At 34.6% G+C, this 20,883-nt stretch carries 23 protein-coding genes and 2 pseudogenes; 17 read left to right on the plus strand and 8 right to left on the minus strand.

The annotated features are described in order from the left end of the window. Positions 1–195: 195 nt before the first annotated feature. The 3 genes from pdsO to PSA_RS05560 all read left to right on the plus strand — a co-directional run bounded on the left by pdsO (position 196) and on the right by PSA_RS05560 (position 3,674). Positions 196–954 carry a sortase-associated OmpA-like protein PdsO gene (gene pdsO / locus PSA_RS05550; protein ID WP_042147536.1) on the plus strand — a complete coding sequence of 253 codons (759 nt, stop codon included), beginning with the start codon at positions 196–198 and terminating at the stop codon, positions 952–954. A gap of 61 nt (positions 955–1,015) precedes the next feature. Next, a complete protein-coding gene (locus tag PSA_RS05555) occupies positions 1,016–3,079 on the plus strand; it encodes a marine proteobacterial sortase target protein (RefSeq protein WP_059364779.1) in 2,064 nt (687 codons plus the stop codon). Then, positions 3,063–3,674 carry a class GN sortase gene (locus tag PSA_RS05560; protein WP_052380069.1) on the plus strand — a complete coding sequence of 204 codons (612 nt, stop codon included), beginning with the start codon at positions 3,063–3,065 and terminating at the stop codon, positions 3,672–3,674. The genes PSA_RS05555 and PSA_RS05560 overlap by 17 nt, the downstream gene beginning before the upstream one ends. On the opposite strand, the pseudogene PSA_RS24360 reads toward PSA_RS05560, so the two are convergent. Further along, positions 3,647–4,435 (minus strand): annotated as a pseudogene (locus tag PSA_RS24360) (DMT family transporter); the annotation flags it as partial. The gene PSA_RS05560 and the pseudogene PSA_RS24360 overlap by 28 nt on opposite strands. A 132-nt stretch (positions 4,436–4,567) precedes the next feature. Between PSA_RS24360 and PSA_RS27080 the strand changes: the two are divergent. The 5 genes and pseudogenes from PSA_RS27080 to PSA_RS05580 form a co-directional block, all read left to right on the plus strand. Continuing rightward, a pseudogene (locus tag PSA_RS27080) lies at positions 4,568–4,672 on the plus strand (GGDEF domain-containing protein); the annotation flags it as partial. Between the two features lie 81 nt (positions 4,673–4,753). Beyond that, positions 4,754–4,882, plus strand: coding sequence for a hypothetical protein (locus PSA_RS26800; protein ID WP_269432772.1), 129 nt, complete (start codon positions 4,754–4,756; stop codon positions 4,880–4,882). 83 nt (positions 4,883–4,965) lie between these two features. Then, a complete protein-coding gene (locus tag PSA_RS05570) occupies positions 4,966–5,325 on the plus strand; it encodes a glutaredoxin (protein ID WP_042147540.1) in 360 nt (119 codons plus the stop codon). Between the two features lie 192 nt (positions 5,326–5,517). Next, complete coding sequence (locus PSA_RS05575; protein ID WP_042147543.1) at positions 5,518–6,426, plus strand: ABC transporter ATP-binding protein; 909 nt, start codon at positions 5,518–5,520, stop codon at positions 6,424–6,426. Continuing rightward, entirely contained in the window at positions 6,419–7,432 is a 1,014-nt protein-coding gene (locus PSA_RS05580; protein WP_042147546.1) for an ABC transporter permease, read from the plus strand. The genes PSA_RS05575 and PSA_RS05580 overlap by 8 nt, the downstream gene beginning before the upstream one ends. Before the next feature lie 66 nt (positions 7,433–7,498). Here the strand turns inward: PSA_RS05580 and PSA_RS05585 are convergent, their stop codons facing one another. Further along, a complete protein-coding gene (locus PSA_RS05585; RefSeq protein ID WP_042147548.1) occupies positions 7,499–7,960 on the minus strand; it encodes a hypothetical protein in 462 nt (153 codons plus the stop codon). Between the two features lie 87 nt (positions 7,961–8,047). Here PSA_RS05585 and PSA_RS05590 point away from each other — a divergent pair, with 87 nt between their 5' ends. Both PSA_RS05590 and PSA_RS25740 read left to right on the plus strand, forming a co-directional pair. After that, positions 8,048–8,599 (plus strand): Crp/Fnr family transcriptional regulator, encoded by a 552-nt coding sequence (locus PSA_RS05590; protein ID WP_059364782.1) that lies wholly within the window; start codon positions 8,048–8,050, stop codon positions 8,597–8,599. Between the two features lie 115 nt (positions 8,600–8,714). Next, positions 8,715–8,876: a hypothetical protein gene (locus PSA_RS25740; protein ID WP_197276807.1), complete on the plus strand. Its 162-nt coding sequence runs from the start codon at positions 8,715–8,717 to the stop codon at positions 8,874–8,876. A 310-nt stretch (positions 8,877–9,186) separates the two neighbouring features. Here the strand turns inward: PSA_RS25740 and dxs are convergent, their stop codons facing one another. Genes dxs through xseB form a run of 3 tightly spaced genes read right to left on the minus strand, consistent with a single transcriptional unit; the run spans position 9,187 to position 12,213 of the window. Then, entirely contained in the window at positions 9,187–11,043 is a 1,857-nt protein-coding gene (gene dxs / locus PSA_RS05600) for a 1-deoxy-D-xylulose-5-phosphate synthase (RefSeq protein WP_042147551.1), read from the minus strand. 17 nt (positions 11,044–11,060) lie between these two features. Next, complete coding sequence (gene ispA / locus PSA_RS05605) at positions 11,061–11,966, minus strand: (2E,6E)-farnesyl diphosphate synthase (protein WP_042147554.1); 906 nt, start codon at positions 11,964–11,966, stop codon at positions 11,061–11,063. A gap of 4 nt (positions 11,967–11,970) precedes the next feature. Beyond that, the gene (gene xseB, locus PSA_RS05610; RefSeq protein ID WP_042147557.1) at positions 11,971–12,213 is read right to left on the minus strand and encodes an exodeoxyribonuclease VII small subunit; all 243 of its coding nucleotides are present in this window, start codon (positions 12,211–12,213) and stop codon (positions 11,971–11,973) included. A 248-nt stretch (positions 12,214–12,461) separates the two neighbouring features. On the opposite strand from xseB, the gene pomA reads away from it, so the two are divergent. The 6 genes from pomA to tnpA all read left to right on the plus strand — a co-directional run bounded on the left by pomA (position 12,462) and on the right by tnpA (position 18,535). Next, positions 12,462–13,223 (plus strand): flagellar motor protein PomA, encoded by a 762-nt coding sequence (gene pomA, locus PSA_RS05615; protein ID WP_042147560.1) that lies wholly within the window; start codon positions 12,462–12,464, stop codon positions 13,221–13,223. Between the two features lie 106 nt (positions 13,224–13,329). After that, on the plus strand, positions 13,330–14,259 hold the full coding sequence (locus PSA_RS05620; RefSeq protein ID WP_042147563.1) for a flagellar motor protein MotB: 930 nt from the start codon (positions 13,330–13,332) through the stop codon (positions 14,257–14,259). Between the two features lie 224 nt (positions 14,260–14,483). Then, positions 14,484–14,987 (plus strand): hypothetical protein, encoded by a 504-nt coding sequence (locus PSA_RS05625; protein ID WP_231665224.1) that lies wholly within the window; start codon positions 14,484–14,486, stop codon positions 14,985–14,987. 246 nt (positions 14,988–15,233) lie between these two features. Beyond that, positions 15,234–15,764, plus strand: coding sequence for a hypothetical protein (locus PSA_RS05630; RefSeq protein ID WP_059364784.1), 531 nt, complete (start codon positions 15,234–15,236; stop codon positions 15,762–15,764). A 95-nt stretch (positions 15,765–15,859) separates the two neighbouring features. After that, positions 15,860–17,794 (plus strand): DNA topoisomerase III, encoded by a 1,935-nt coding sequence (locus PSA_RS05635; protein ID WP_042147566.1) that lies wholly within the window; start codon positions 15,860–15,862, stop codon positions 17,792–17,794. Positions 17,795–18,301: 507 nt separating this feature from the next. Then, positions 18,302–18,535: an IS200/IS605 family transposase gene (gene tnpA, locus PSA_RS25745; RefSeq protein ID WP_197276808.1), complete on the plus strand. Its 234-nt coding sequence runs from the start codon at positions 18,302–18,304 to the stop codon at positions 18,533–18,535. Between the two features lie 37 nt (positions 18,536–18,572). On the opposite strand, the gene PSA_RS24365 is transcribed toward tnpA, so the two are convergent. The 3 genes from PSA_RS24365 to PSA_RS26805 form a co-directional block, all read right to left on the minus strand. Further along, on the minus strand, positions 18,573–18,929 hold the full coding sequence (locus PSA_RS24365; RefSeq protein ID WP_082305635.1) for a hypothetical protein: 357 nt from the start codon (positions 18,927–18,929) through the stop codon (positions 18,573–18,575). Between the two features lie 69 nt (positions 18,930–18,998). Beyond that, positions 18,999–19,187 (minus strand): hypothetical protein, encoded by a 189-nt coding sequence (locus tag PSA_RS05650; protein WP_059364787.1) that lies wholly within the window; start codon positions 19,185–19,187, stop codon positions 18,999–19,001. Positions 19,188–19,254: 67 nt separating this feature from the next. After that, positions 19,255–19,380 carry a hypothetical protein gene (locus PSA_RS26805; protein WP_269432773.1) on the minus strand — a complete coding sequence of 42 codons (126 nt, stop codon included), beginning with the start codon at positions 19,378–19,380 and terminating at the stop codon, positions 19,255–19,257. A gap of 146 nt (positions 19,381–19,526) precedes the next feature. Between PSA_RS26805 and PSA_RS05655 the strand changes: the two genes are divergently transcribed. Further along, positions 19,527–20,384 (plus strand): tetratricopeptide repeat protein, encoded by an 858-nt coding sequence (locus tag PSA_RS05655; RefSeq protein ID WP_042147569.1) that lies wholly within the window; start codon positions 19,527–19,529, stop codon positions 20,382–20,384. Positions 20,385–20,883: the final 499 nt, after the last annotated feature.

Here is a 20,883-nt window from a genome sequence, read left to right on the forward strand (position 1 = left end):
TCGTTTTGCTGTATAGAACTATACCTAAATTACCCACTAATAAAATGCAAAAAAGCACATTGCCATTTTTTTGCCACAATTGATCTTTGCATTGCCATTTTTCATCCATTTTATCGCCAGAACTCAATGTTTTAATTAACTCATCAACCAAGCACGACCAACCAATTTAATAAATTTAAACATGAGGCAAACAAAATGAAAAAATCAATTATCACTACAGCATTAGTTTTAGCACTTTCTTCAGTTACATTTTCAACGCAAGCTGCAAGCAGTAAAAAAAATGAAATGCAAAAAGAAGAAGCTATCGGTTTAGGAACTGGTGCATTAATTGGTGGTGTAGTAGGTGGTCCTATCGGCGCATTTATAGGTGCATTTACGGGAACTTTAATAGGAAAAGTAGAAGTAAATAAAGATGAAATCGCTGAGCAAGATAAACAAATATCGTCACAAAAAACACAAATAGTCGCGATGCAATATAAAACAAAAAACTATCAGGCATTAGTAGCACAAACGGAGCAACTAGAAACACAATTAGAAGAAATTGAGTTTGAAAAATCACAACTTCAAAAGCAACGCATTAATAACTTAATGGCGATTACAGTTCAGTTTAGAACGGGTTCAGCAAAAATAGAGTCTCATTTTGCAAAGCAGTTAACTGAACTTGCCCAAGTAATGAAAACCAATCCGGATATCCAAATTGATTTAAATGGTTTTGCAGATCAAAGGGGTGAAGAGCAGTTTAACTTAAAGCTATCAAAATCGCGCGTAGCCCAAGTACAGCAATTTTTAATAAAACAAGGTGTAGAACATACACGTTTAAATAGTCATGCATTTGGTGAAAGCCAAGCTGTAGCGAAACAAACAGATTATGAAGGTGATTTTTTTGACCGCCGTGTCACGGTTAAAGCTAGAAAAGTACACTCAAATTCTCAAACAGCAAGTAACCAATACTAATCAACCATTTAATTTAAAGTTAGGATTGAGGTGTTTTACCACCTCAATTAAAGGTTCCCTTATGATGACACTTGTCAAAGCGTTAGGTTTTACACAATTGTGTAAAACTAGCCTTTTTTTACTAACCCTTATAATAAGCCAGTCAGCTAATGCATCTGACTTTGAAAAGCCTAGGCTTGAGCTAAAAGATCTCAGCGGTAAAAAAGTTAACTCAGCTATTTTATTAAGCAGTCATGCAGATATGAAAATATCAGGTTTAATAAATCAAGTTGATGTAATTCAAACCTTTAAAAATGATCATTTTGAAGGCGTAAATGCACGTTATGTATTCCCTTTGCCCGATGAGTCAGCAGTTTATAAACTAGAAATGACAATAGGCGAAAGAACAATTTTAGGAGACATTAAAGAAAAACAAATAGCAAAAAAAATATATAAGCAGGCACAAAATCAGGGAAAAAAAGCTAGCTTGATCACACAAAAACGCGCTAATGTTTTTGTGAGTCAGGTAGCTAATATCCCACCTGGTGAGCAAGTCACAATTAAAATAAGTTATCAGCAAGTTTTAAGTTATAAAAATCATGAGTTTTCATTAAGGTTTCCTATGGTTGTTGCACCTAGATATCAGCCAAAAACCATGCAATTTGATAGTGATTTAACTTCTAACTGGCTATTTCAAAAAAACTTAAAGCCAGAAGAAGTGGAAATGAGAGAGGGACAAAAAAATGCTGAACCAGTTAATAAAATATCTTTAAATATTGCCTTAGATGCAGGTTTTGATTTAGCTGATATTAAATCGACTTATCATCAAATCGATGTAGAAAATCGTGATATTGGTAAATATAAAATTTCGCTTGCTAGTAATACAACATTAGCCAATAGAGATTTTTTATTACGCTGGAAACCTGAGCAAGGTAATGAAGTTCAAGCTGCTATGTTTACTGAACAACTTAAACAGCAAGGTGAAGAGTATGCATTAGTCATGTTAATGCCACCGGCAAGCGAGTTTCAAGGGCAACAAAGACTACCGAGAGAGTTGATATTTGTAGTTGATACATCAGGTTCAATGCATGGTAGTTCAATGGAGCAAGCTAAACAGGCATTGTTTTTAGCGCTTGCTGATTTACGACCTGAAGACACTTTTAATATTGTTGAATTTAATACGAATGTCAGTGCTTTAAGCGAGCATGCTATTCCAGCAACAGATTTTAATTTAAGGCATGCAAAAAAATACGTTTATAATTTAGATGCTGATGGCGGCACTGAAATAGCAAAAGCGTTTTCCCGAGTATTGCAAGGCGAGGTGCAAACAGATTATTTAAGACAAGTTATTTTTATGACTGATGGCAGCATCGGTAATGAGCAGCAAATTTTTGAGCAAATAAATAGTACATTAGGCACAAATAGAGTGTTTACTGTGGGGATCGGCTCAGCACCTAATAGTCACTTTATGAGACGTGCTGCAGACATAGGCCGAGGCAGTTTTACATTTATTGGCAATACGACTGAGATCAGAAGCAAAATGCAGTTGTTATTAAAGCAATTAAAAAATCCCGCTTTAAAAGGACTAAACATTGTAGATGAAAATGCGCTAGCAATGGATTTTTGGCCTAAACCTATCCCTGACTTATATTTTTCAGAGCCTTTAATGGTAACCATTAAGTTAAATAAAGGGCAAAAAAAAATAAATGTGATAGGTCAAAGTGCAAATGGTGAATTTAAAGCTGAACTCAATGTTGTGGGAATTAAAGAGGGGGATTCAATTTCTCGTATATGGGCAAGGCAAAAAATAAAGTCATTATTGTTATATAAAAATATTCCAAATAAAAGAGAACAAGACACTAAGCAACAGGTATTAGATTTAGCTTTGAAACATCATATTCTAAGCCCATATACCGCATTTGTTGCCGTAGACTCTGGGCCCATTAATGAAAAAGACATCGCTAATAAAGTAAAAGAAACACATAGAGTTGAAGGCATGCGACCTGCTGGTTGGACTATGGCGAGTAAAGGCATTGTTTTGCCACAAACTGATGGTCAAAGCACAATGAAAATTCTACTTGGTTTAATGCTACTTTTATTAGTTACTGTTTATTGGAAATACCAATCCCATGAAGCAGCTAAGTAAAGTGAACCTTAAAAAGCTGCTAGTCATAACTTTTTTTAGTTTAGGGATATGGCAGTTAGGTTCTGGTATTTATATGCAGGCTAAAGCCAAGCTTGCGCAACATTTGATTGCGCAAGCTTGGCAATCTAATATTGCGCAAGGAGGAAGCAAGCAGGTTCGACCTTGGTTTTATGCTGATACTTGGCCTATTGCAAAGTTAACTGTACCAAGACTCAATATTGAAGAGCATATTCTTTGGCATGCATCAGGTCGAAACTTGGCTTTTGGTGCAGCTCACTTCTTACCTTCTGCAAAACTTGAAGATCTGGTTAAAAATGAAAATGGCCAGTCCAGTTTGATTGCCGGACATAATGATACAAACTTTGCTTTTTTATCTCAGTTAAAGCTTGGTGATAGCTATAAGTTAACTTTAGGTAATGGTTTATCCATGCAGTATCAGGTGAGTAATATAAGCATTATTCATCAATTTGATACGGCATTTTTACAAACTAATACGGGCTCAGTTAATCGTTTATATCTTATGACTTGTTATCCGTTTAATAGCTTAACTTCAGGTACGAAACAGCGTTATTTAGTTGAATCTGTTGTTATTTGATTATTCGAAGATTTATCATTATCTACCGCTTTATGTTTTTGGCTGATCATCACGCCGAAAAATATCACAATCACACTCAACCACTGTTCAAAGCTTAAAAACTCGCCGAAAATACTAGCGGATAAGATTAGGGTAAATACGGGGATCAAATTAGAAAATGCCGCAGCTGTCAATACAGGTACTTTTGAGATTGCATAGTTATACATACCATAGGCGCCTAAAGAAACAAAAGTACCTAAGTAAAAATGCTTAAAACCGCTTTTTCATCATATTGACAGGCAAGTTCAATAAAAAATAGGAAGGGTGCAAAAAATATAGTTCCAGTAAGTCCCTGTAAAGCAATTAATGACAGTGGTGAGTATCTGGTAGATAAATGTTTAACGCTTACGGCATAATAAGCTGCACACAATATAGCCAAAAGTTCTAAAACATTTCCAAATTCAGGATTAGGAGCATGCTCTGATTCAGGTGAAAGTAATGTTAAAGCGATACCACCTATAATACAAAAACCAAACCATAATTGTTTTTGTGAGCTTTTCTTTAAGCATAATATAAGCAGAAACAGGATACTAAAATTCCCGCTTGAGAAGCCGATGTATATTGCATTGCATGGCCCTCAAATAAAAATACAAACAAGGTTCAGCTAAATACATACTCAGTAAAAACTTCCAATCACCTTTTTGATAATCAAACTTTTTTACCTAAGGCCATAAAAAGGTGGCGATGATAAGTGCTAAATTGGTATTAATAAACAGTACCATGATATTTATTTAGAACTTTATAAATAATACGATTTTGTTTTTACAAAAAATCTTTTTATTAAAAAAAGCTTAAATTGAGCTTAAAGGAGGAGATGATGTTTATGGTCATGTTATTGGTGACGAGCTGAAGATTATATCTTTAGATATGGCAGAGAGGAATTTGCGGTATTATTCCAATGTGTTAAATCTGAAGGTGCATTACAAGCGTTGGAAAGATTACGCACTGAAATAGAATAATTTGAATTCCCCTAAGTTGGTAAGCTCACGGTAAGTGTCTGTTTTAACTGTTTATTAAATTATGAAATGGTGCCAGCTCTAGTGCAAAAAGCGGATATAGCTTTATACCTCTCAAAAAATACTGGTAGAAATAAAGTAGCTGACTTTAAAGATATTTCAGATTCTGGAGTTAATAAAATTATAAAGGGAAATGATCCTGAGTTATTTTAATTTGCTAAGAATTTCACATGTTCTTTGCAATTTATTATAATACGGTTAAAATGCGCGCTTAATTTTGCATTAGGAGCGTTGTAATGAAGTTAGTTCGTTGGGTTTTAGGTCGTATTATTTTATTGTTGGACTTTATCTTCACACCTAAAAGTATAAAACGTGCTCCGCAAGAGCAAGAACTTGTTAATCAAAAAACAAAAGACCTTGTTTTATATCAATTTAAAGCATGTCCGTTTTGTGTAAAGGTACGCCGTTCAATGAAGCGCAATGGCTTAAACATCGAAACAAGAGATGCTAAAAAAGATGAATTACATCGTCAAACTTTATTAGAGCAAGGTGGTCGTGTAAAAGTACCTTGTTTACGTATCGTAAATGGTAATGATGTCACTTGGTTATATGAATCAAATGATATTATTAGCTTCTTAGAAAAAGAAGTCGCTTAATTAACCTGATCTGCACAAAAGCGGGTTTTATTGCCCGTTATTTTCTTTTATACCCTTATTTTTAACTCTTTATTATATAGTTCAGCTTCCTTTCTTATTTTTTAATAAAGCACCCTTTTAATTTATATATTCCTTTATCTGACTTTCTCCTATATAAAATAGCTATAGTCATATTTTATATTTGAGGGATTAATGTCGGAAATTCTTGAGGTTGAAGATCTTAAAAGGTATTTTTCAAAAAATAAAGCTGTGGATGGTGTGAGCTTTAAAGTTAAAAAAGGTATTTGTTTTGGCTTATTAGGGCCAAATGGTGCAGGTAAAACAACCACGATTGAAATGCTCGAAGGCATTGTGGAGCCAACATCGGGAAAAATCCTATACCAAGGCAAGGCAATAGATAAACATATTTATCATGAGTTAGGTATTCAATTTCAGCATACTGCTTTGCAAGATCATCTTACTGTTATCGAAACATTAAAAATGTTTTCTGCATTTTACGAAAAAACTTTACCTATAAAAGAGCTTATTTCACTTTGTCAGTTAAATGAATTTATTAATCAAGATCATCGAAAACTCTCTGGTGGTCAAAAACAAAGATTGTTATTAGCTTTAGCTTTAATAAATGATCCTCAGTTAGTTTTTTTAGATGAACCTACAACCGGATTAGATCCCCATAGTCGCAGATTATTTTGGGACTTAGTTAATAAGATTAAATCTCAAGGAAAAACAATCTTACTGACAACCCATTATATGGATGAGGCTGAATATTTATGTGATGAAATTGCGATTATGGATAAAGGTAAAATTATCGCACTAGATACTCCCGAAGCCTTATTACAGCAGAACTTTAGTGGTGCTTTAATTAAGTTACCTAAAAAGAATGTTGACGAACATGATAATAAGCAAAATATATTACAACATTTTAATATTCAGTTTGTGCAACAAAGTGCACTAGTTCAAAGTGTAGATATTCAAACTACTTTAGTCACACTGATTGAACAAGGGGTTTCACTTGAGGGGTTACAGGTTAAATCAGCCAACTTAGATGATTTGTTTTTAAAGTTAACAGGTCATGGCTTAGAGGGGGTGAATCATGTTTAAGAGATTTTTAGCGGTATTAATTGCGCGCAATTATGAATTTTTTCGTGATCGTGCTGCACTTGGTTGGAATTTAATTTTTCCTGTCTTACTCGTTGTTGGTTTTGCCTTTATATTTTCCGGAGATGGAAAAACGCTTTATAAAATAGGCGTACTACCCGATATAAGCCAAACGTCAAATGATCATAAGTTAATGGCGTTAAAGCATATAGAATTTGTAAGCTATGATGAAAAACTAATTGCGATGAACAAGCTTAGGCAACATAAAATAGACTTATTAGTGGATTTTAACAATGAAATTTATTGGGTTAACCAATCTTCAAATTCGGGTTATATTGCTGAGCAGTTATTATTAGCGTCGAGTTTTAACTACCAAAGAAAGGCAATAGAGGGCAAAGAAATACGATATTTAGATTGGGTTGTACCTGGTATTTTAGGTATGAATATGATGTTTTCATGTTTATTTGGAGTGGGATATGTGATTGTTCGATATCGTAAAAACTCTGTGTTGAAAAGGCTTCATGCAACTCCGCTAAGACCTATTGAGTTTTTAACAGCACAAGTATGTTCTCGATTATTAATTGTGATTGCGCTCAGTACTGTTATATTTACTGGGTGTAACTGGATTTTTGATTTTTATATTCTTGGAAGCTTAATTGATTTATTTATAATCGCTTTGTTAGGCACTGTGAGTTTAATTTCTTTAGGCCTGTTAATCGCTGCGCGTTCAGAATCAGAAGAGTTCACAGGAGGCATGTTAAATGTCGCATCCTGGCCAATGATGATGTTATCAGGTGTGTGGTTTTCATTAGAAGGTAGCCCTGAATTTATTCAGACTTTAGCTAACTTTATTCCTCTTACCCATATGCTAGAAGCTGCCAGAGCAATTATGTTAGATGGTGCTTCTTTATGGCAAGTTAAAAGTCATATTGTAGCCTTATTGCTAATGACAGCTACGTTTTTAATAAGTGGCTCTTTATTGTTTAGGTGGCAAGGGCAGGCTAGATAGAACAAAAAATAAAGCCATCACTATTAGATGGCTTTTTTGATTTTAACTGATTAATTATTTAGATGCCTAAGTTGCATTCGTCAAAAATTGTTCGTTAAATAAAGAGTTAAGTTCATCGACTTGGTTAAATAAATAACTATAAGTTGTTTCAGGAGACTTTTTAAGTTTGGATATTTTGAAGTTATTAATTTCAGGCTCATCCACTAAATATATATTTTTATGTAAGCTTTTAATTATTTTTTGTTTTTGAGGACTCGCCTCTTTAAACATATTTTGACAAATAAAGACCCCATCAAAAGCATGATGGTTTTTTAGGTAAACTGACATCTGTGAAATGCTCAGTTCATCACTAAAATCGCAATAGCAATAATCTTCTACTAAGTGGTCGTACATCATTCTTAATAAGTTTCGTGTATTCTCACCTGTACCGATTACTTTCGAATTCTTTTCTGTTAAATAATGACAAAATTGGCGTGAAGGAAATGAAGGTTCATCTATAAACAAAAAACTTTTCTCATTTAATATCATTTTACTTTCCTTAGTAAGATAGTTAACGAGATTTTAATTGGCTTTAACTAAAGGGGCATTAACTTAGGTTAATTACGGATGATTATTATGGATAAATATCAGCAATTATTATCGAATGTGGCAGAACGAAATAATTTACCTACTTTAAGCTATAAAGCGGGAGATATTTTATTTCATCAAGGGGTTTTAGAGCCAAGGCTATTTTGGATCAAATCAGGTTTAGTTAAATTGGTTTTTATACAACCAGATGGTAAAGAATTTGTGAAAGCCTTTTTAGCTGAAAATGATATATCAGGTAGTTTAATGAGTGTCATTTTTGAAAAGCCATCACCTTATGCGTGTTATTGTATTGAACCCTGTGAAGTGATTGCGATGCCATACTCTAAAGTAAGAGAATGGTCTGAAAAAACACCGCAGCTTAAAGATGTTGAGCTGGAGTATATGCAACAATTGACCGCTCGAAAAGAAGAGCGAGAATATCAATTTTTATGCTTAACACCAGAAGAAAGGTATAAAAGTTTTAAATCTGGCTATCCTCATATATTTAAACGTATTAGCCAAGCTGAGTTGGCATTATTTTTAGGTATAACACCAGTGGCACTCAGTCGTATTAAGACTCGGTTAAAGGCAACAGCATAAAATAACGTTTTATAAGAAATTCAAAAATCCTATTTTTATACTAACCTTTGAATAGTCATGACTTACTAAATAGGATTTTTATGACACCTCAGCAATTGGAGTTAGTGCAAGCCTCTTGGAAAAGGTAGTCCCGATCGCAAAACAAGCCGCAGGTCTCTTTTATGGTCGTTTATTTGAAATAAATCCCACTTTAAAATCTATGTTTTCTGATGATATCGAAGAGCAAGGTAAAAAGTTAATGCAAATCCTCACCACAGTTGTCAGAAGCTTAAAATAATTTGATAAAGTAGAAATGGCAGTTTGGCAATTGGGGCGTCGTCATGAGGTTTACGGTGTTAAAAAAGGCGATTTTGATTCAGCATCATCGGTTTTATTATGGACTTTACAACAAGGCTTATAGCATGAATACATACCTGAGGTAGAAGAAGCTTGGGTAGCGGCGTACACATTATTAGCGAGCATTATGCAAGGTGGGGCTGATTATCCTTATGCAAACTTTGATAAATGGAAATCTAAACAGGGCTAATAGAAGGCTAATAAAAACAAAAAAGGTGGCTTAGCCACCTTTTTAAATAAGAAATAAAAACTTACCAGTTTTTAATGCTATTCAAAATCCCTTGGCTATCTAGCCCCATGACTTCATACATTTCTTGTTGTGTACCATGTTTAATGAATTCGTCTGGTATACCTAAGTTAAGTACTTTTACATCTAGCTTATTAGCTTGTATATACTCGTTAACAGCTGAGCCTGCTCCACCCATAATTGCATTATCTTCTAAGGTCACAAATAAAGTGTGCTCTTGAGCAAGATTCGCTAATAGGTCGGTATCTAATGGTTTGATAAATCGCATATCAATTAAAGTCGCATTGAGTTCATCAGCTACTGATTTAGCATTACCTAAAAGAGTACCAAAAGATAGAATCGCAATTTTTTGACCTTCACGAATGTGTTTAGCTTTACCTAATTCAAGTTGTATCATGTCTTTTTCAACTTGGGCATCGCCTGCTGTACCACGAGGGTATCTTACTGCGACAGGTCCATTTAGGTGATAACCTGTATAAAGCATTTGACGACATACATTAGTATCAGAAGGGGCCATAATAACCATATTAGGTATGCAGCGCATAAAGCTCAAATCATAAGAACCATGATGGGTTTCACCATCAGCACCAACAATACCAGCACGATCAATCGCGAATAGCACATCTAAGTTTTGTAAAGCAACGTCATGAATAAGTTGATCGTATGCACGTTGTAAAAAACTAGAATAAATAGCGACAACAGGTTTTTGATCTTCACATGCAAAGCCTGCCGCAAGCGTAACAGCATGTTGTTCAGCTATTGCAACATCAAAGTATTTATCAGGAAATTCTTTAGAAAAACGCACCATACCAGAGCCTTCACGCATAGCTGGTGTAATGGCAACTAATTTGTCATCAGTGGCAGCCATATCACATAGCCAATCACCAAATATTTTGGAAAAAGTGGGCGCACTTTGTTTTGATTTTGGCAAGCTTGTTGTCGCAGGATCGAACTTAGGCACGCCATGATAACCAATAGGATCGGCCTCTGCAGGCTTGTAACCTTTACCTTTTTTAGTGCGAACATGTAATAACTGCGGACCTTTTAAGTTGCGCATATTACGTAAAGTATCAGTTAGCATATCAACATCATGACCATCAATTGGACCAATATAGTTAAAGCCTAACTCTTCAAAGAAAGTACCAGGGATCACCATGCCCTTTAAATGCTCTTCCATTCTGCTGGCAAGTTCTTTTACAGGTGGCATACCCGATAATATTTTTTTACTGCCTTCTCTGATATTACTATAAAAACTACCAGACAAAATACGGGCAAAATGGTTATTTAATGCGCCAACAGGTTCAGAAATTGACATCTCATTATCATTTAAGATAACGAGCATATCTGAATCTAAATTACCTGCGTGGTTCATTGCTTCAAACGCCATACCCGCAGTCATTGCGCCATCGCCAATTACAGCAACGACTTTACGATCTTTGCCTTCTTTTTTAGCTGCTATCGACATGCCAAGCGCAGCCGAAATAGATGTACTAGAATGACCAACACTGAATGTGTCGTATTCACTTTCACCACGGTATGGGAAAGGGTGCAAACCATCTTTTTGACGTATGGTATGCATTTTATCTTTTCGTTCGGTCAATATTTTATGCGGGTAAGCTTGATGGCCTACATCCCAAATTAATCTATCAACTGGTGTATTAAATACATAATGTAATGCAACGGTTAGCTCAACGGTGCCAAGTCCTGAAGCTAAGTGGCCACTGCTTTGTGAAACTGAGTTTAATAAATATTCTCTTAGCTCATTGCTAAGAGGTACTAATTTATTATGTGGCAACTGTCTTAGTTTTTCAGGCTTGTCAGCTATGCTTAATAAGGGATACTTGCTACTATCAAATGTCATGATATTTATTCGTTATCCTAATGATCTCTTTCTATTATATACGTGGCAAGGGCTTGTAATTCGCTGGTATCAGCATTGATATCATCAAGCGCTTTTAGTGCGTCTTGATATAATTGCCTTGCTTTGTCTTTTGCGCCTTGTAAACCTAATAATGCCGGATATGTCGACTTATTTGCTGCTACATCTGACCCTTGAGGTTTACCTAAAGTTTCAGTATCGGCTTCTATATCTAAAATATCGTCTTGTACTTGAAAAGCTAATCCGATTGCTTTTCCAAAGTCATCTAATTTATTGAGTATATCAGAGGTGCAATTAGGTGAACACAAAGCACCTAATTTAATCGCAGCTCTTAGCAGTGCACCCGTTTTTAAATTATGAATTTGTTCTAACTGCTCAAGCGATACCGCTTTATCAGTTGCTGCTAAATCTAATGACTGACCACCACACATGCCTGTTAATCCAGAGGCTTGTGCTAAAACAGATATTAATGCAACTTGCTGGTTATAGCTAATTCCAACAAAATTATGTGTAGATAAAGTTTCAAAGGCTAAGGTTTGCAACGAATCACCCGCTAAAATAGCAGTTGCTTCATCAAATTCTATATGACAAGTGGGTTTTCCTCGGCGTAAGTCATCATCGTCCATAGCAGGTAAGTCATCATGTACTAAAGAATAACTATGGATACATTCAATGGCACTGGCTGCTGCATCTAAGTCAGAATCATGTGCGTTAAGCATTTTTCCTGTGGTATACACTAAAAAAGGTCTTAATCGTTTACCACCATTTAATAAACTATATCTGGTAGCAGATTTTAAAGTTTCATCAGTATTATTTTGTTTATCAATTAAATTATTTAAAACGCAAGCAATGCGCTCTTGAGCTACTATTAGCTCAGGCTTGATATTCTTTGGAGAGTCATTCACTGGGTTATTCCGGATCAGAATCAAAATTGGTTAATGGGCTATTTTCATTATTACCCATTAAAATCTTAACTTTTTGTTCTGCTTGGCTGAGCTTTGATGAAGAAGCATTTGCTAATTGAACACCACGTTCGAACTGTTTTAAAGACTGCTCCAGAGTAAGTTCACCATTTTCCATTTCTGTGACTATGTTACCGAGTTCTGACATTGCTTGTTCAAAACTGAGATTTTCTGGTTTTTTTACAGCCATATTTTGATTCTCTTTTTATTATACATACGAGTGAGGATGTCAATTTTATGGGGGATCAGCATCGAATACAAATAACAATTAACCATTTACATAGGTTTTTTAATTTTTTATGACTAGGATTGACTATATAGGCAGTTAATTGATGCTAAATTTATTGAAAATAAATGGCCTTTAGAAAAAAAAATATTTGCCGATAGTTAAAACTAACTTAATATAAACAACAAGTTTGAAGTGCCCTTGGAGGGTTTGTGGATTTAGCAACAATAATAGGTATGGTTGGTGCCATAGGTTTTATCGTGATGGCGATGCTACTAGGTGGCGAGTTAGGTATGTTTATAGATGTACCGTCGGTATTAATCGTATTTTGTGGATCATTTTTTGTGGTGCTGTCTAACTTTACTATGGGTCAGTTTTTTTCTATCGGTAAAGTGGGTGTTAAAGCTTTTATGTTTAAGCTTGAAACACCTGATGTGTTAATTGAAAAATCGGTAGAATTAGCTGATGCAGCCAGAAAAGGTGGCTTTTTAGCATTAGAAGAAGCTGAAATCCCCAATGCATTTATGCAAAAAGGCATAGATATGCTGGTTGATGGTCATGATGCAGATGTTGTGAGAGCAACTCTACAAAAAGACATAACTTTAACCACAAATCGTCATGATCAAGGTGCTAGTCTATTTAAATCCTTAGGTGATATAGCACCTGCTATGGGCATGATAGGTACCTTGATCGGTTTAGTTGCGATGTTATCTAACATGGATGACCCAAAAGCAATTGGTCCTGCAATGGCGGTAGCACTATTAACAACACTTTATGGTGCATTTTTAGCAAATGTAATTGCCATTCCAATCCAGTCAAAATTAGAAAACCGCAGAGATGAAGAAGAGCTAAACCAAAAACTGATTTTAGATGCTATATTAGGTATTCAAGATGGACAAAACCCCAAAGTAATTGAAGGTATATTGAAAAATTATATCGCAGAATCTAAACGTGAAGTCAATACTGAGGAATAGCTATGTCTGACGAAAAAGAAGAATGTAAATGTCCTCCTGTTGGATTACTGGGGTTTAGTGTTAAGGTAGATTTTTCTGAGTTATTGTATAGAAGGGCTGTCTTTTAATGTCTGATGAAGCTGAAAAATGTAAATGTCCGCCGGTTGGGTTACCTCAGTGGATGGGCACATTTGCTGATATGATGGCATTGTTAATGTGTTTCTTTGTATTGCTTCTAGCCATGTCTGAAATGGATGTACTTAAGTTTAAACAAATAGCAGGTTCAATGAAATTTGCTTTTGGTGTACAAAATAAATTAGAAGTAAAAGATATCCCAAAGGGTACAAGTGTAATAGCCCAGGAATTTACCCCAGGTAAACCTGAGCCGACTCCGATAGAAACCATTCAGCAGCAAACAACTGAAATGACACAACAAATGTTAGAGTTTCAGGCCGGTGATGAAGCATCTGCTGGTGGTCGTCAAGAGCAGCGTGGTAATAAACGGGGTGGCGAATCACAAAGTACCGCTAAACAAGAGTCTGCGGCTAAAGCAGAAAAAACAGCCGATCAAGAACAAGTGAATGAACTGGTTAAGAAGATAGCGCAACAGCTTGAGCAACAAATAATAGATGGCGCAATAGAGTTGGAATCTTTAGGGCAGCAAATCATCATTCGTATTCGGGAAAATGGCTCTTTTCCGTCGGGTAGTGCTTTTTTACAACCACAATTTAAACCTATTATTCAAGAAATAGCCGCTTTATTAAAAGATGTACCGGGTGAGATTGAAGTATCAGGCCATACTGATGATTATCAGGTAAGTAACGAATTATATTTCAATAACTGGGATTTATCGGCTAAACGTGCGGTAGCGGTTGCCAGTGAAATGCAAAAAGTACGTGGGTTTGATAAAAATCGTATGGTTGTAATAGGTCATGCAGAAACGCGACCTTTAGTGCCAAATACAGATATAGATTCGCGTAAACGTAACCGCAGAGTTGAAATATCAATTATGCAAGGTAAAGCAAAAGAGTCTGATCCAATTCAAGTTGGAAAATAATTCTGATTAATATCAAAAGCCCCTTGGCAATTAATGTCAATTGTTATATTTTAAAACTCACTCTTTCGTAGGGGTGAGTTTTTAAAGTTTTTATTAAAAGAAATAACTAAAATTAAGGAAAATATTATGATTACAATTGATAAATATTCGTATATGCCAGGTAATGGCGGTGGCGCTGATGACTCAACGGGTGATGGTAAAACTAAAGACTAAGTTTAATAAAAGTGATTATTACGACATTAGATCAGTTATTATTATTTATTAACACAAATCTAACGGGGCTTCCTTTATTGTCAGCCCTTATTTATTTTTATCTTAAACAAAGAAGTCCATTCCTATTTAGTATTATTACTTTTATATTTTTCTTAATTGGTTCAACATCATATGAACTATTAGTAAGATTTGATACAGAGTTTATCTATAGGTATTTATTTTGGGCATTGAATGATATTACTTGGATGGGATTTATAGCTTATCTGACTATCAAGGATAAAATTCCAATTTGGCAATCTATTCTTGGGCAATTAATTGTTTTACCAGCCCCTTTACTGCAATTGGTTCGTATAGTTGATCGTCATTATTTTGATTTAAGTTATACAACTTACCTTTATAAGACTTTGTTACCTATTATTAATATGGCTACTGTTGCTTTATGTTTTGCCCCTTTATTTGTGATTTTTATCCAATATTTAAAAAATAAAAAGGCTGAAGTAGAAGTCGAAGCTTAGTTTTACTCTTATTAAATTTATTGTTATTTGCTGCTTTGACTAAAATCTATCTCTGATTTTTTCTTTCTTTCCCTTTATTTAAATGGAATCTTTTCTATTATTAAAAGTGCTTAAACTTATTTGAGCAAATGGATAAGGAGCATGGATATGACATTACTTGATAAATACGCTTTAATGCCCGGCGGCGGTGGTGGAAATGATGACCCACCTGACCCACCAAAATAGAATATATGAAAAGGAAATCATGTGATTTCCTTTTATTGTTTTACGACTATAAAAATTATGACGATAAAAGAGTTATTACAACTCATACTTGATTGGCAAATGATAATCATTGCCTGCTGCGCATTGTTTTATTTTGCAAATAAAGATAGATCTGCATTTTTATTTACCTGTGTTACTTTGCTTTCTTTTTTACTCAGCTATCTATTAACGCCTTATATTTTTGAATATGATCCAAATCGCATATATCGTTATGTATTTTGGATCAGCAATGACATTGCTTGGATGGCAATCATTGCTTATTTAGGCTTAAAAGATAAAATAAGTCTCAGTTTGTGTGTTAGCGCACAAGTATGTGTTATTCCCGCTATGTTGGTTCAGCTGCTACGTATTGTTGATGTGCAAATACTCAATATTCAATTTATCTCTGTTTTATATCAAACCATTATTCCGCTTTCTAATAGCGTAGTTGTTTTATTGTGTGTTTGGCGATTACTATTCTATTTGGTTGAAAAAGCTAAACTAGCGGTTTTTAACATGTCAGATGCGAAATAAAAAATACAATAAAAATTAGCAATACAAGCAAGCAGCGATTATGATAACTGTATAAGTAACCAGTATCTTAAATGCAGATATCTAAGACTAATAATATGAAATTGTATATTGCTGAAAAACCATCTCTTGCCCGTGCAATTGCCGATGCCTTGCCTAAGCCTCATAAAAAACAAGATGGCTATATAGAAGTAGCTGGTGGCGATATTGTAAGTTGGTGCATAGGTCATTTATTAGAGCAAGCTGAGCCTGATAGCTATGATGATAAATATAAAAAATGGCATGCAGCCGATTTACCTATCGTGCCAGAAACATGGCAACTAAAACCTAAAGCACAAACCCGTAAACAATTAACGGTTTTAAAAAAATTAATTAAACAGGCAGATGTATTAGTTAATGCGGGTGATCCCGATAGAGAAGGGCAGTTACTGGTTGATGAAGTAATAGAACATGCAAAACCTAGTAAAACTAAAAAACAAAATGCCCAACGATTATTAGTAAGTGATTTAAATGTTTCAGCGGTTAAAAAATCATTATCTAACTTAAAACCTAATAGTGAATTTATTCCTTTGAGTGTTTCGGCATTAGCGCGCTCACGTGCAGATTGGCTTTATGGTATGAATTTAACACGTGCTTATACTTTGGCTGGGCAAAAAGTAGGATTTAAAGGAGTATTATCAGTAGGGCGAGTGCAAACGCCTATTTTAGGTTTAGTGGTAAGAAGAGATTTAGAGATATTAAATTTTGTACCTCATGCGTTTTATGAGGTACTTGCTCATTTAAACCCAGATCTCGAACCTGTTATAGAAAGTAAGACATCATCAACTTTTAGCGCTAAATGGCAACCTAGTGAAGCATGTGAACCTTATATGGATGATGAAGGTCGTGTTTTACATAAAGGTTTAGCACAAAATGTGGTTTCTCGTATTACTAATCAAACGGGCACAGTTTTAAATATTGATAAAAAACAAAAAAAGCAAAATGCGCCTTTACCTTATAATTTATCAGCTTTACAAATAGATGCAGCAAAAGCATTTGGCATGGCTGCACAGCAAGTATTAGATACTTGTCAAAACTTGTATGAAAGACATAAGTTAATTACTTACCCAAGATCAGATAATCGTTATTTACCTAAAGAGCACCATAAAGAAGCTGCTCAAGTATTAGCTGCGATAAAAAATAACCAAGGGCAAGATGCAAAAAAAGTTGATTGTGCTAATACCAGTATCAAATCTAAATGTTGGAATGATAAAAAAGTTGAAGCTCACCATGCGATTATTCCTACATCTAAAAAGCTGCAATCAGCGAGTTTATCGCAATATGAAAAAAATATTTATCAGCTTGTATCTCGTCATTATTTAGCACAGTTTTATTCTGAGTATATTTACAACGAAACCCAAGTAGAAATTGAAATCGCCAAAGGCAGATTTAAAACTAAAGCAAAACAAGAAGTACAGTTAGGTTTTAAAGTCTTAATGGGTAAAAGCGAATTAGATAATGAAGAAAAGTTACCAGCCCTAGTTAAAGGCCAGCAATTATTATGTGTACAAGGCGAGTTAATTGAAAAACAAACACAACCGCCTGCGCATTTCACCGATGCAACACTATTAGCAGCTATGACTGGGATCGCGCGATTTGTAAAAGATCCTGAAGTTAAAAAGGTACTAAAGGAAACGGATGGTTTAGGTACTGAAGCAACTAGAGCTGGGATCATAGAACTATTATTTAGGCGAAATTTTTTAAAGCGCCAAGGTAAACAAATTTTGGCAACTGAATCGGGTATTGCGTTAATTCAAGTATTACCAGAGCAAGTATCTAAGCCAGATTTAACAGCTATTTGGGAATCAAGCTTAGGGTCAATTGCTCAAAAAGAGTTAAGCTATCAACATTTTATGCAGCCACTTCTACAACAATTAAATGAAATAATAGATCTGTCAAAAACCTGCGATAGCTCTGCCTTTAAAAGCTTGCCAGAACAAAAAACGAATAAGAAGTTCAAGCGAAAACGTAAAACCTATAAAAAAGCGTCTTAAAGATATTTTTGAATACACTCGATTATGGTTGATGCGATGGTTTGTACGCGAGAATTTATTCGCGCGATATTTTAAAGTAAATGCGTTTTATAAAAGCCATCACTATTTCGGGATGGTAAATATTACATTTTAAATTTATTTTTTTAAGTTATTTATTTTAAACTCTTTAATTTTTGTCGTGACTTTGGCTTTTATATATTCATATTACTTTTTAACAGAGCGTAGCGAAAATCTCGGGGGCTTGCCCCTGTGCTGGATAGTGTAGACTGAGCTTGCCTCAGTCTTTAGTATCCACTTCATGGAAATTAAAAGAAATTCTCATCATGTTTTCAGACTAATGTATCACTTTGTGTTGATACCTAAGTATCAACGTAAAGTCTTTTCTTAGCCTTACCGTGAAGCGATGAAAGTTATAACTAAAAAATTGGCTATGACTACGATATAGATATAGTCGAATTATAAATACCTGAAGACCATATTCATATGGTGGTAAGAAGTGAGCCAAAGATGTCAACAAGTCAGATCATGCAGGAGATAAAAAGTATTTTAGCCAGAGAGTTTTTCAAATTATACCCAGATATCAAAAAACGTTATTTCTGGGGAGGTAAACTTTGGACTCAGAGTTATTTCGTTGAGACAATTGGAAATGCAACGGAAGATACAATTCGAAAATATTTGCAAAACCAATTGGTTGAATTGGATAAAAAAGAAGCTCACGGAAATCAGTTAGGACTCTTTTAAACTCGGTCGCTTGCGGCCGATTTTTTTATATGCTGTCTCATTCGTCTTTATTGACATAAGGCGTTACTATTGCCTCTGTTGCTCCATTCGCAGGACAAATAGCACCAAAAAGATAAGCATATTGAAATTGTTGCTGTTTCACAGTCCTTGGCCGTGAGCCTTTTTCAGCCCATAATCTTGTCGTTGTATTCTGTTGGCCAAACCTTGCTTCGTCTTGAACCCAAATATCTATGTTGGAACTATCATGATCCTCAGGGATCATTTCAGTTTTGAATTTTTTAAAATCGTCTTGAATATAATAGACAAGTGATTTATCTGTATGGCGACCACCATTTGGCTTGATGCTATTTTGTATTACATATTCTTTGAATTTTGTAAGTTGCTCTGTGGTCAAATAGCAAGGACGCCCTGGTCGGGGTTGTTCTTTTAGTCCATCAAGTCCGTTTGCATAGAGTTTTTTAGCTCAATCATTTAAAGCTTTACGACTGAGCTTTAAATATATAGCGGCTTGTGTTCGGTCTGCACCATCTTTGATGTGTGAGAGAGCTAATAAGCGAATACGCACTCTACCATTAGTTTCTGTGGGGATAGGAGATTTAAAGCCTATTGATTTCATCTTCTCTTGAAATTGTTTTTGGGAAATATATTTCATTCACCTATTAGATCATAAATTTAATCTGATTGGTGTAAGAAAGTTCAGGTGCTTGATGTAATTTTAATTAAAGCGCTTCAAGTTCAGGTAAGTTATTTTTAAGAGATTTTTCTATAAATGAATTTGAAGTATTATCAGCTAATGCTTGAGTGCTAAGGGCAAAAGCGAGACTTGAGAATATAAAAGATTTCATAGATATCTAACTGTTTATAAAGAGGATAAGTTTAAATTTTCATATTGACTCATTTTATCAATTGTTAAAGAAATACAAAGTTAAACTTGTAAATAATAGTTTAGACCCAAATATATAAGCTAATTACTAATTGATGCAGAAGCTTTATGAGCAACATTCTAGATTTAACATCTGAAAACTTTCAGAAAATTTTAGGTGAAGATTCACAAAATAAACTGGTTATCATTGAGTTTTACTCACCAAATAGCCCAGAAAGCCAACAACAAGCACCTTTAGTATCTGCTATTGCTGGTGAGTATCCAGAACATTTATTATTAGCAAGGCTAAATTGTGAAGCGCAGCAAACATTAGCACAACAATTAGCACAACAAATTGGTATTCAAGCGATACCGGCTTTAGTTATGATTAAAGCTTCTGCACCAGTTGATATGTTATCTGGTCCACAAACAGATGCTCAAATTAGAGAGACTTTAAGTAAACATTTACCATCACCAGATGATTTAGTGTTAGAGCAGGCTAAACAAGCTTTAATAAATGGTGAAATGGATAAAGCATATAACTTTGCTAAACAGGCTTATGAGATAAACCCAGAAAATGCACGCATTAAGCTCGTTTTTGCTGATATCTGTTTAAAAATACAAAAGCTAGAAGATGCTAAAGCGTTATTAGCAAGTATTCCAATGATAGAGCAAGATGCCTACTACACTAATTTAAAAGCTAAGTTAGAATTAGCATTAGAGGCATTAGATTCTCCAGAAATAAAAGTATTGCAAGATCAGGTTGAGCAAGAACCTGATAACCTAGAGCTAAAAACGCAATTAGCGGTGCAATATAATCAAGTTGGTAGAAAAGAAGAGGCTTTAGAGGCTTTATATAGTGTATTGAAAAAAGATTTAGCATTTGGTGAGGCTAAAAAAATGTATTTAGATGTGATTACAACTTTACCTGATGGTGATGCGTTAGCGCTTAAATACAGACGTAAATTGTATAGTATGTTGTATTAATTGATTTTTAATATAAAAGCTTAATCGTTAGAAAATAAATAAACAAATCGCCTTGCTATATAGTCTTTTTGATTAATACTTAAATTCCGCTTTAGATTAAGTTTAAAGTGGGAATTAAGTCATATTCTATTAAGTTAACTAGACTTTTTGTTGGTTAAATGATCAAAAAGCACATTAAGTGAGTTTTTTACAATTTAATTTAAAAAAACACTTGCGCAGAATTTAAAAATGCCTATACTGCGCCTCCACCGACACAGACGGCAAGCAACAGACTTTAAGGTAAGAGACTAAAGGGATGTAGCGATATCGAATGATGTTGGAAGGAGATTTATCTCCAAAAAGTTTGAATCAGATTTAAAGTTAAAAAATTAATTTTAAATTAACCATTGACTCAAAATTTTTAAGGTGTATTATGCACCTCCGCTTCGAAGCACAGCTTCAAAGCAACGTTCTTTAACAATAAGTAATCATCTGTGTGGACACTCTTGCAGATTGAGTT

Source organism: Pseudoalteromonas sp. '520P1 No. 423', assembly GCF_001269985.1.
Lineage (GTDB): Bacteria > Pseudomonadota > Gammaproteobacteria > Enterobacterales > Alteromonadaceae > Pseudoalteromonas.

Bases quoted from the DNA above. Each gene is read 5' to 3' on its own strand.
- PSA_RS05575 (WP_042147543.1), top strand. From the start codon at position 5,518: ATGTCGGAAATTCTTGAGGTTGAAGATCTTAAAAGGTATTTTTCAAAA.
- xseB (WP_042147557.1), bottom strand. From the start codon at position 12,213: ATGGCTGTAAAAAAACCAGAAAATCTCAGTTTTGAACAAGCAATGTCA.
- PSA_RS05560 (WP_052380069.1), top strand. From the start codon at position 3,063: ATGAAGCAGCTAAGTAAAGTGAACCTTAAAAAGCTGCTAGTCATAACT.
- dxs (WP_042147551.1), bottom strand. From the start codon at position 11,043: ATGACATTTGATAGTAGCAAGTATCCCTTATTAAGCATAGCTGACAAG.
- PSA_RS05580 (WP_042147546.1), top strand. From the start codon at position 6,419: ATGTTTAAGAGATTTTTAGCGGTATTAATTGCGCGCAATTATGAATTT.
- PSA_RS05590 (WP_059364782.1), top strand. From the start codon at position 8,048: ATGGATAAATATCAGCAATTATTATCGAATGTGGCAGAACGAAATAAT.
- tnpA (WP_197276808.1), top strand. From the start codon at position 18,302: ATGTCAACAAGTCAGATCATGCAGGAGATAAAAAGTATTTTAGCCAGA.
- PSA_RS05620 (WP_042147563.1), top strand. From the start codon at position 13,330: ATGTCTGATGAAGCTGAAAAATGTAAATGTCCGCCGGTTGGGTTACCT.
- PSA_RS05635 (WP_042147566.1), top strand. From the start codon at position 15,860: ATGAAATTGTATATTGCTGAAAAACCATCTCTTGCCCGTGCAATTGCC.
- PSA_RS26805 (WP_269432773.1), bottom strand. From the start codon at position 19,380: ATGAAATCTTTTATATTCTCAAGTCTCGCTTTTGCCCTTAGCACTCAA.
- PSA_RS05585 (WP_042147548.1), bottom strand. From the start codon at position 7,960: ATGATATTAAATGAGAAAAGTTTTTTGTTTATAGATGAACCTTCATTT.
- PSA_RS05570 (WP_042147540.1), top strand. From the start codon at position 4,966: ATGAAGTTAGTTCGTTGGGTTTTAGGTCGTATTATTTTATTGTTGGAC.
- pdsO (WP_042147536.1), top strand. From the start codon at position 196: ATGAAAAAATCAATTATCACTACAGCATTAGTTTTAGCACTTTCTTCA.
- PSA_RS05655 (WP_042147569.1), top strand. From the start codon at position 19,527: ATGAGCAACATTCTAGATTTAACATCTGAAAACTTTCAGAAAATTTTA.
- PSA_RS05555 (WP_059364779.1), top strand. From the start codon at position 1,016: ATGATGACACTTGTCAAAGCGTTAGGTTTTACACAATTGTGTAAAACT.
- PSA_RS05650 (WP_059364787.1), bottom strand. From the start codon at position 19,187: ATGAAATATATTTCCCAAAAACAATTTCAAGAGAAGATGAAATCAATA.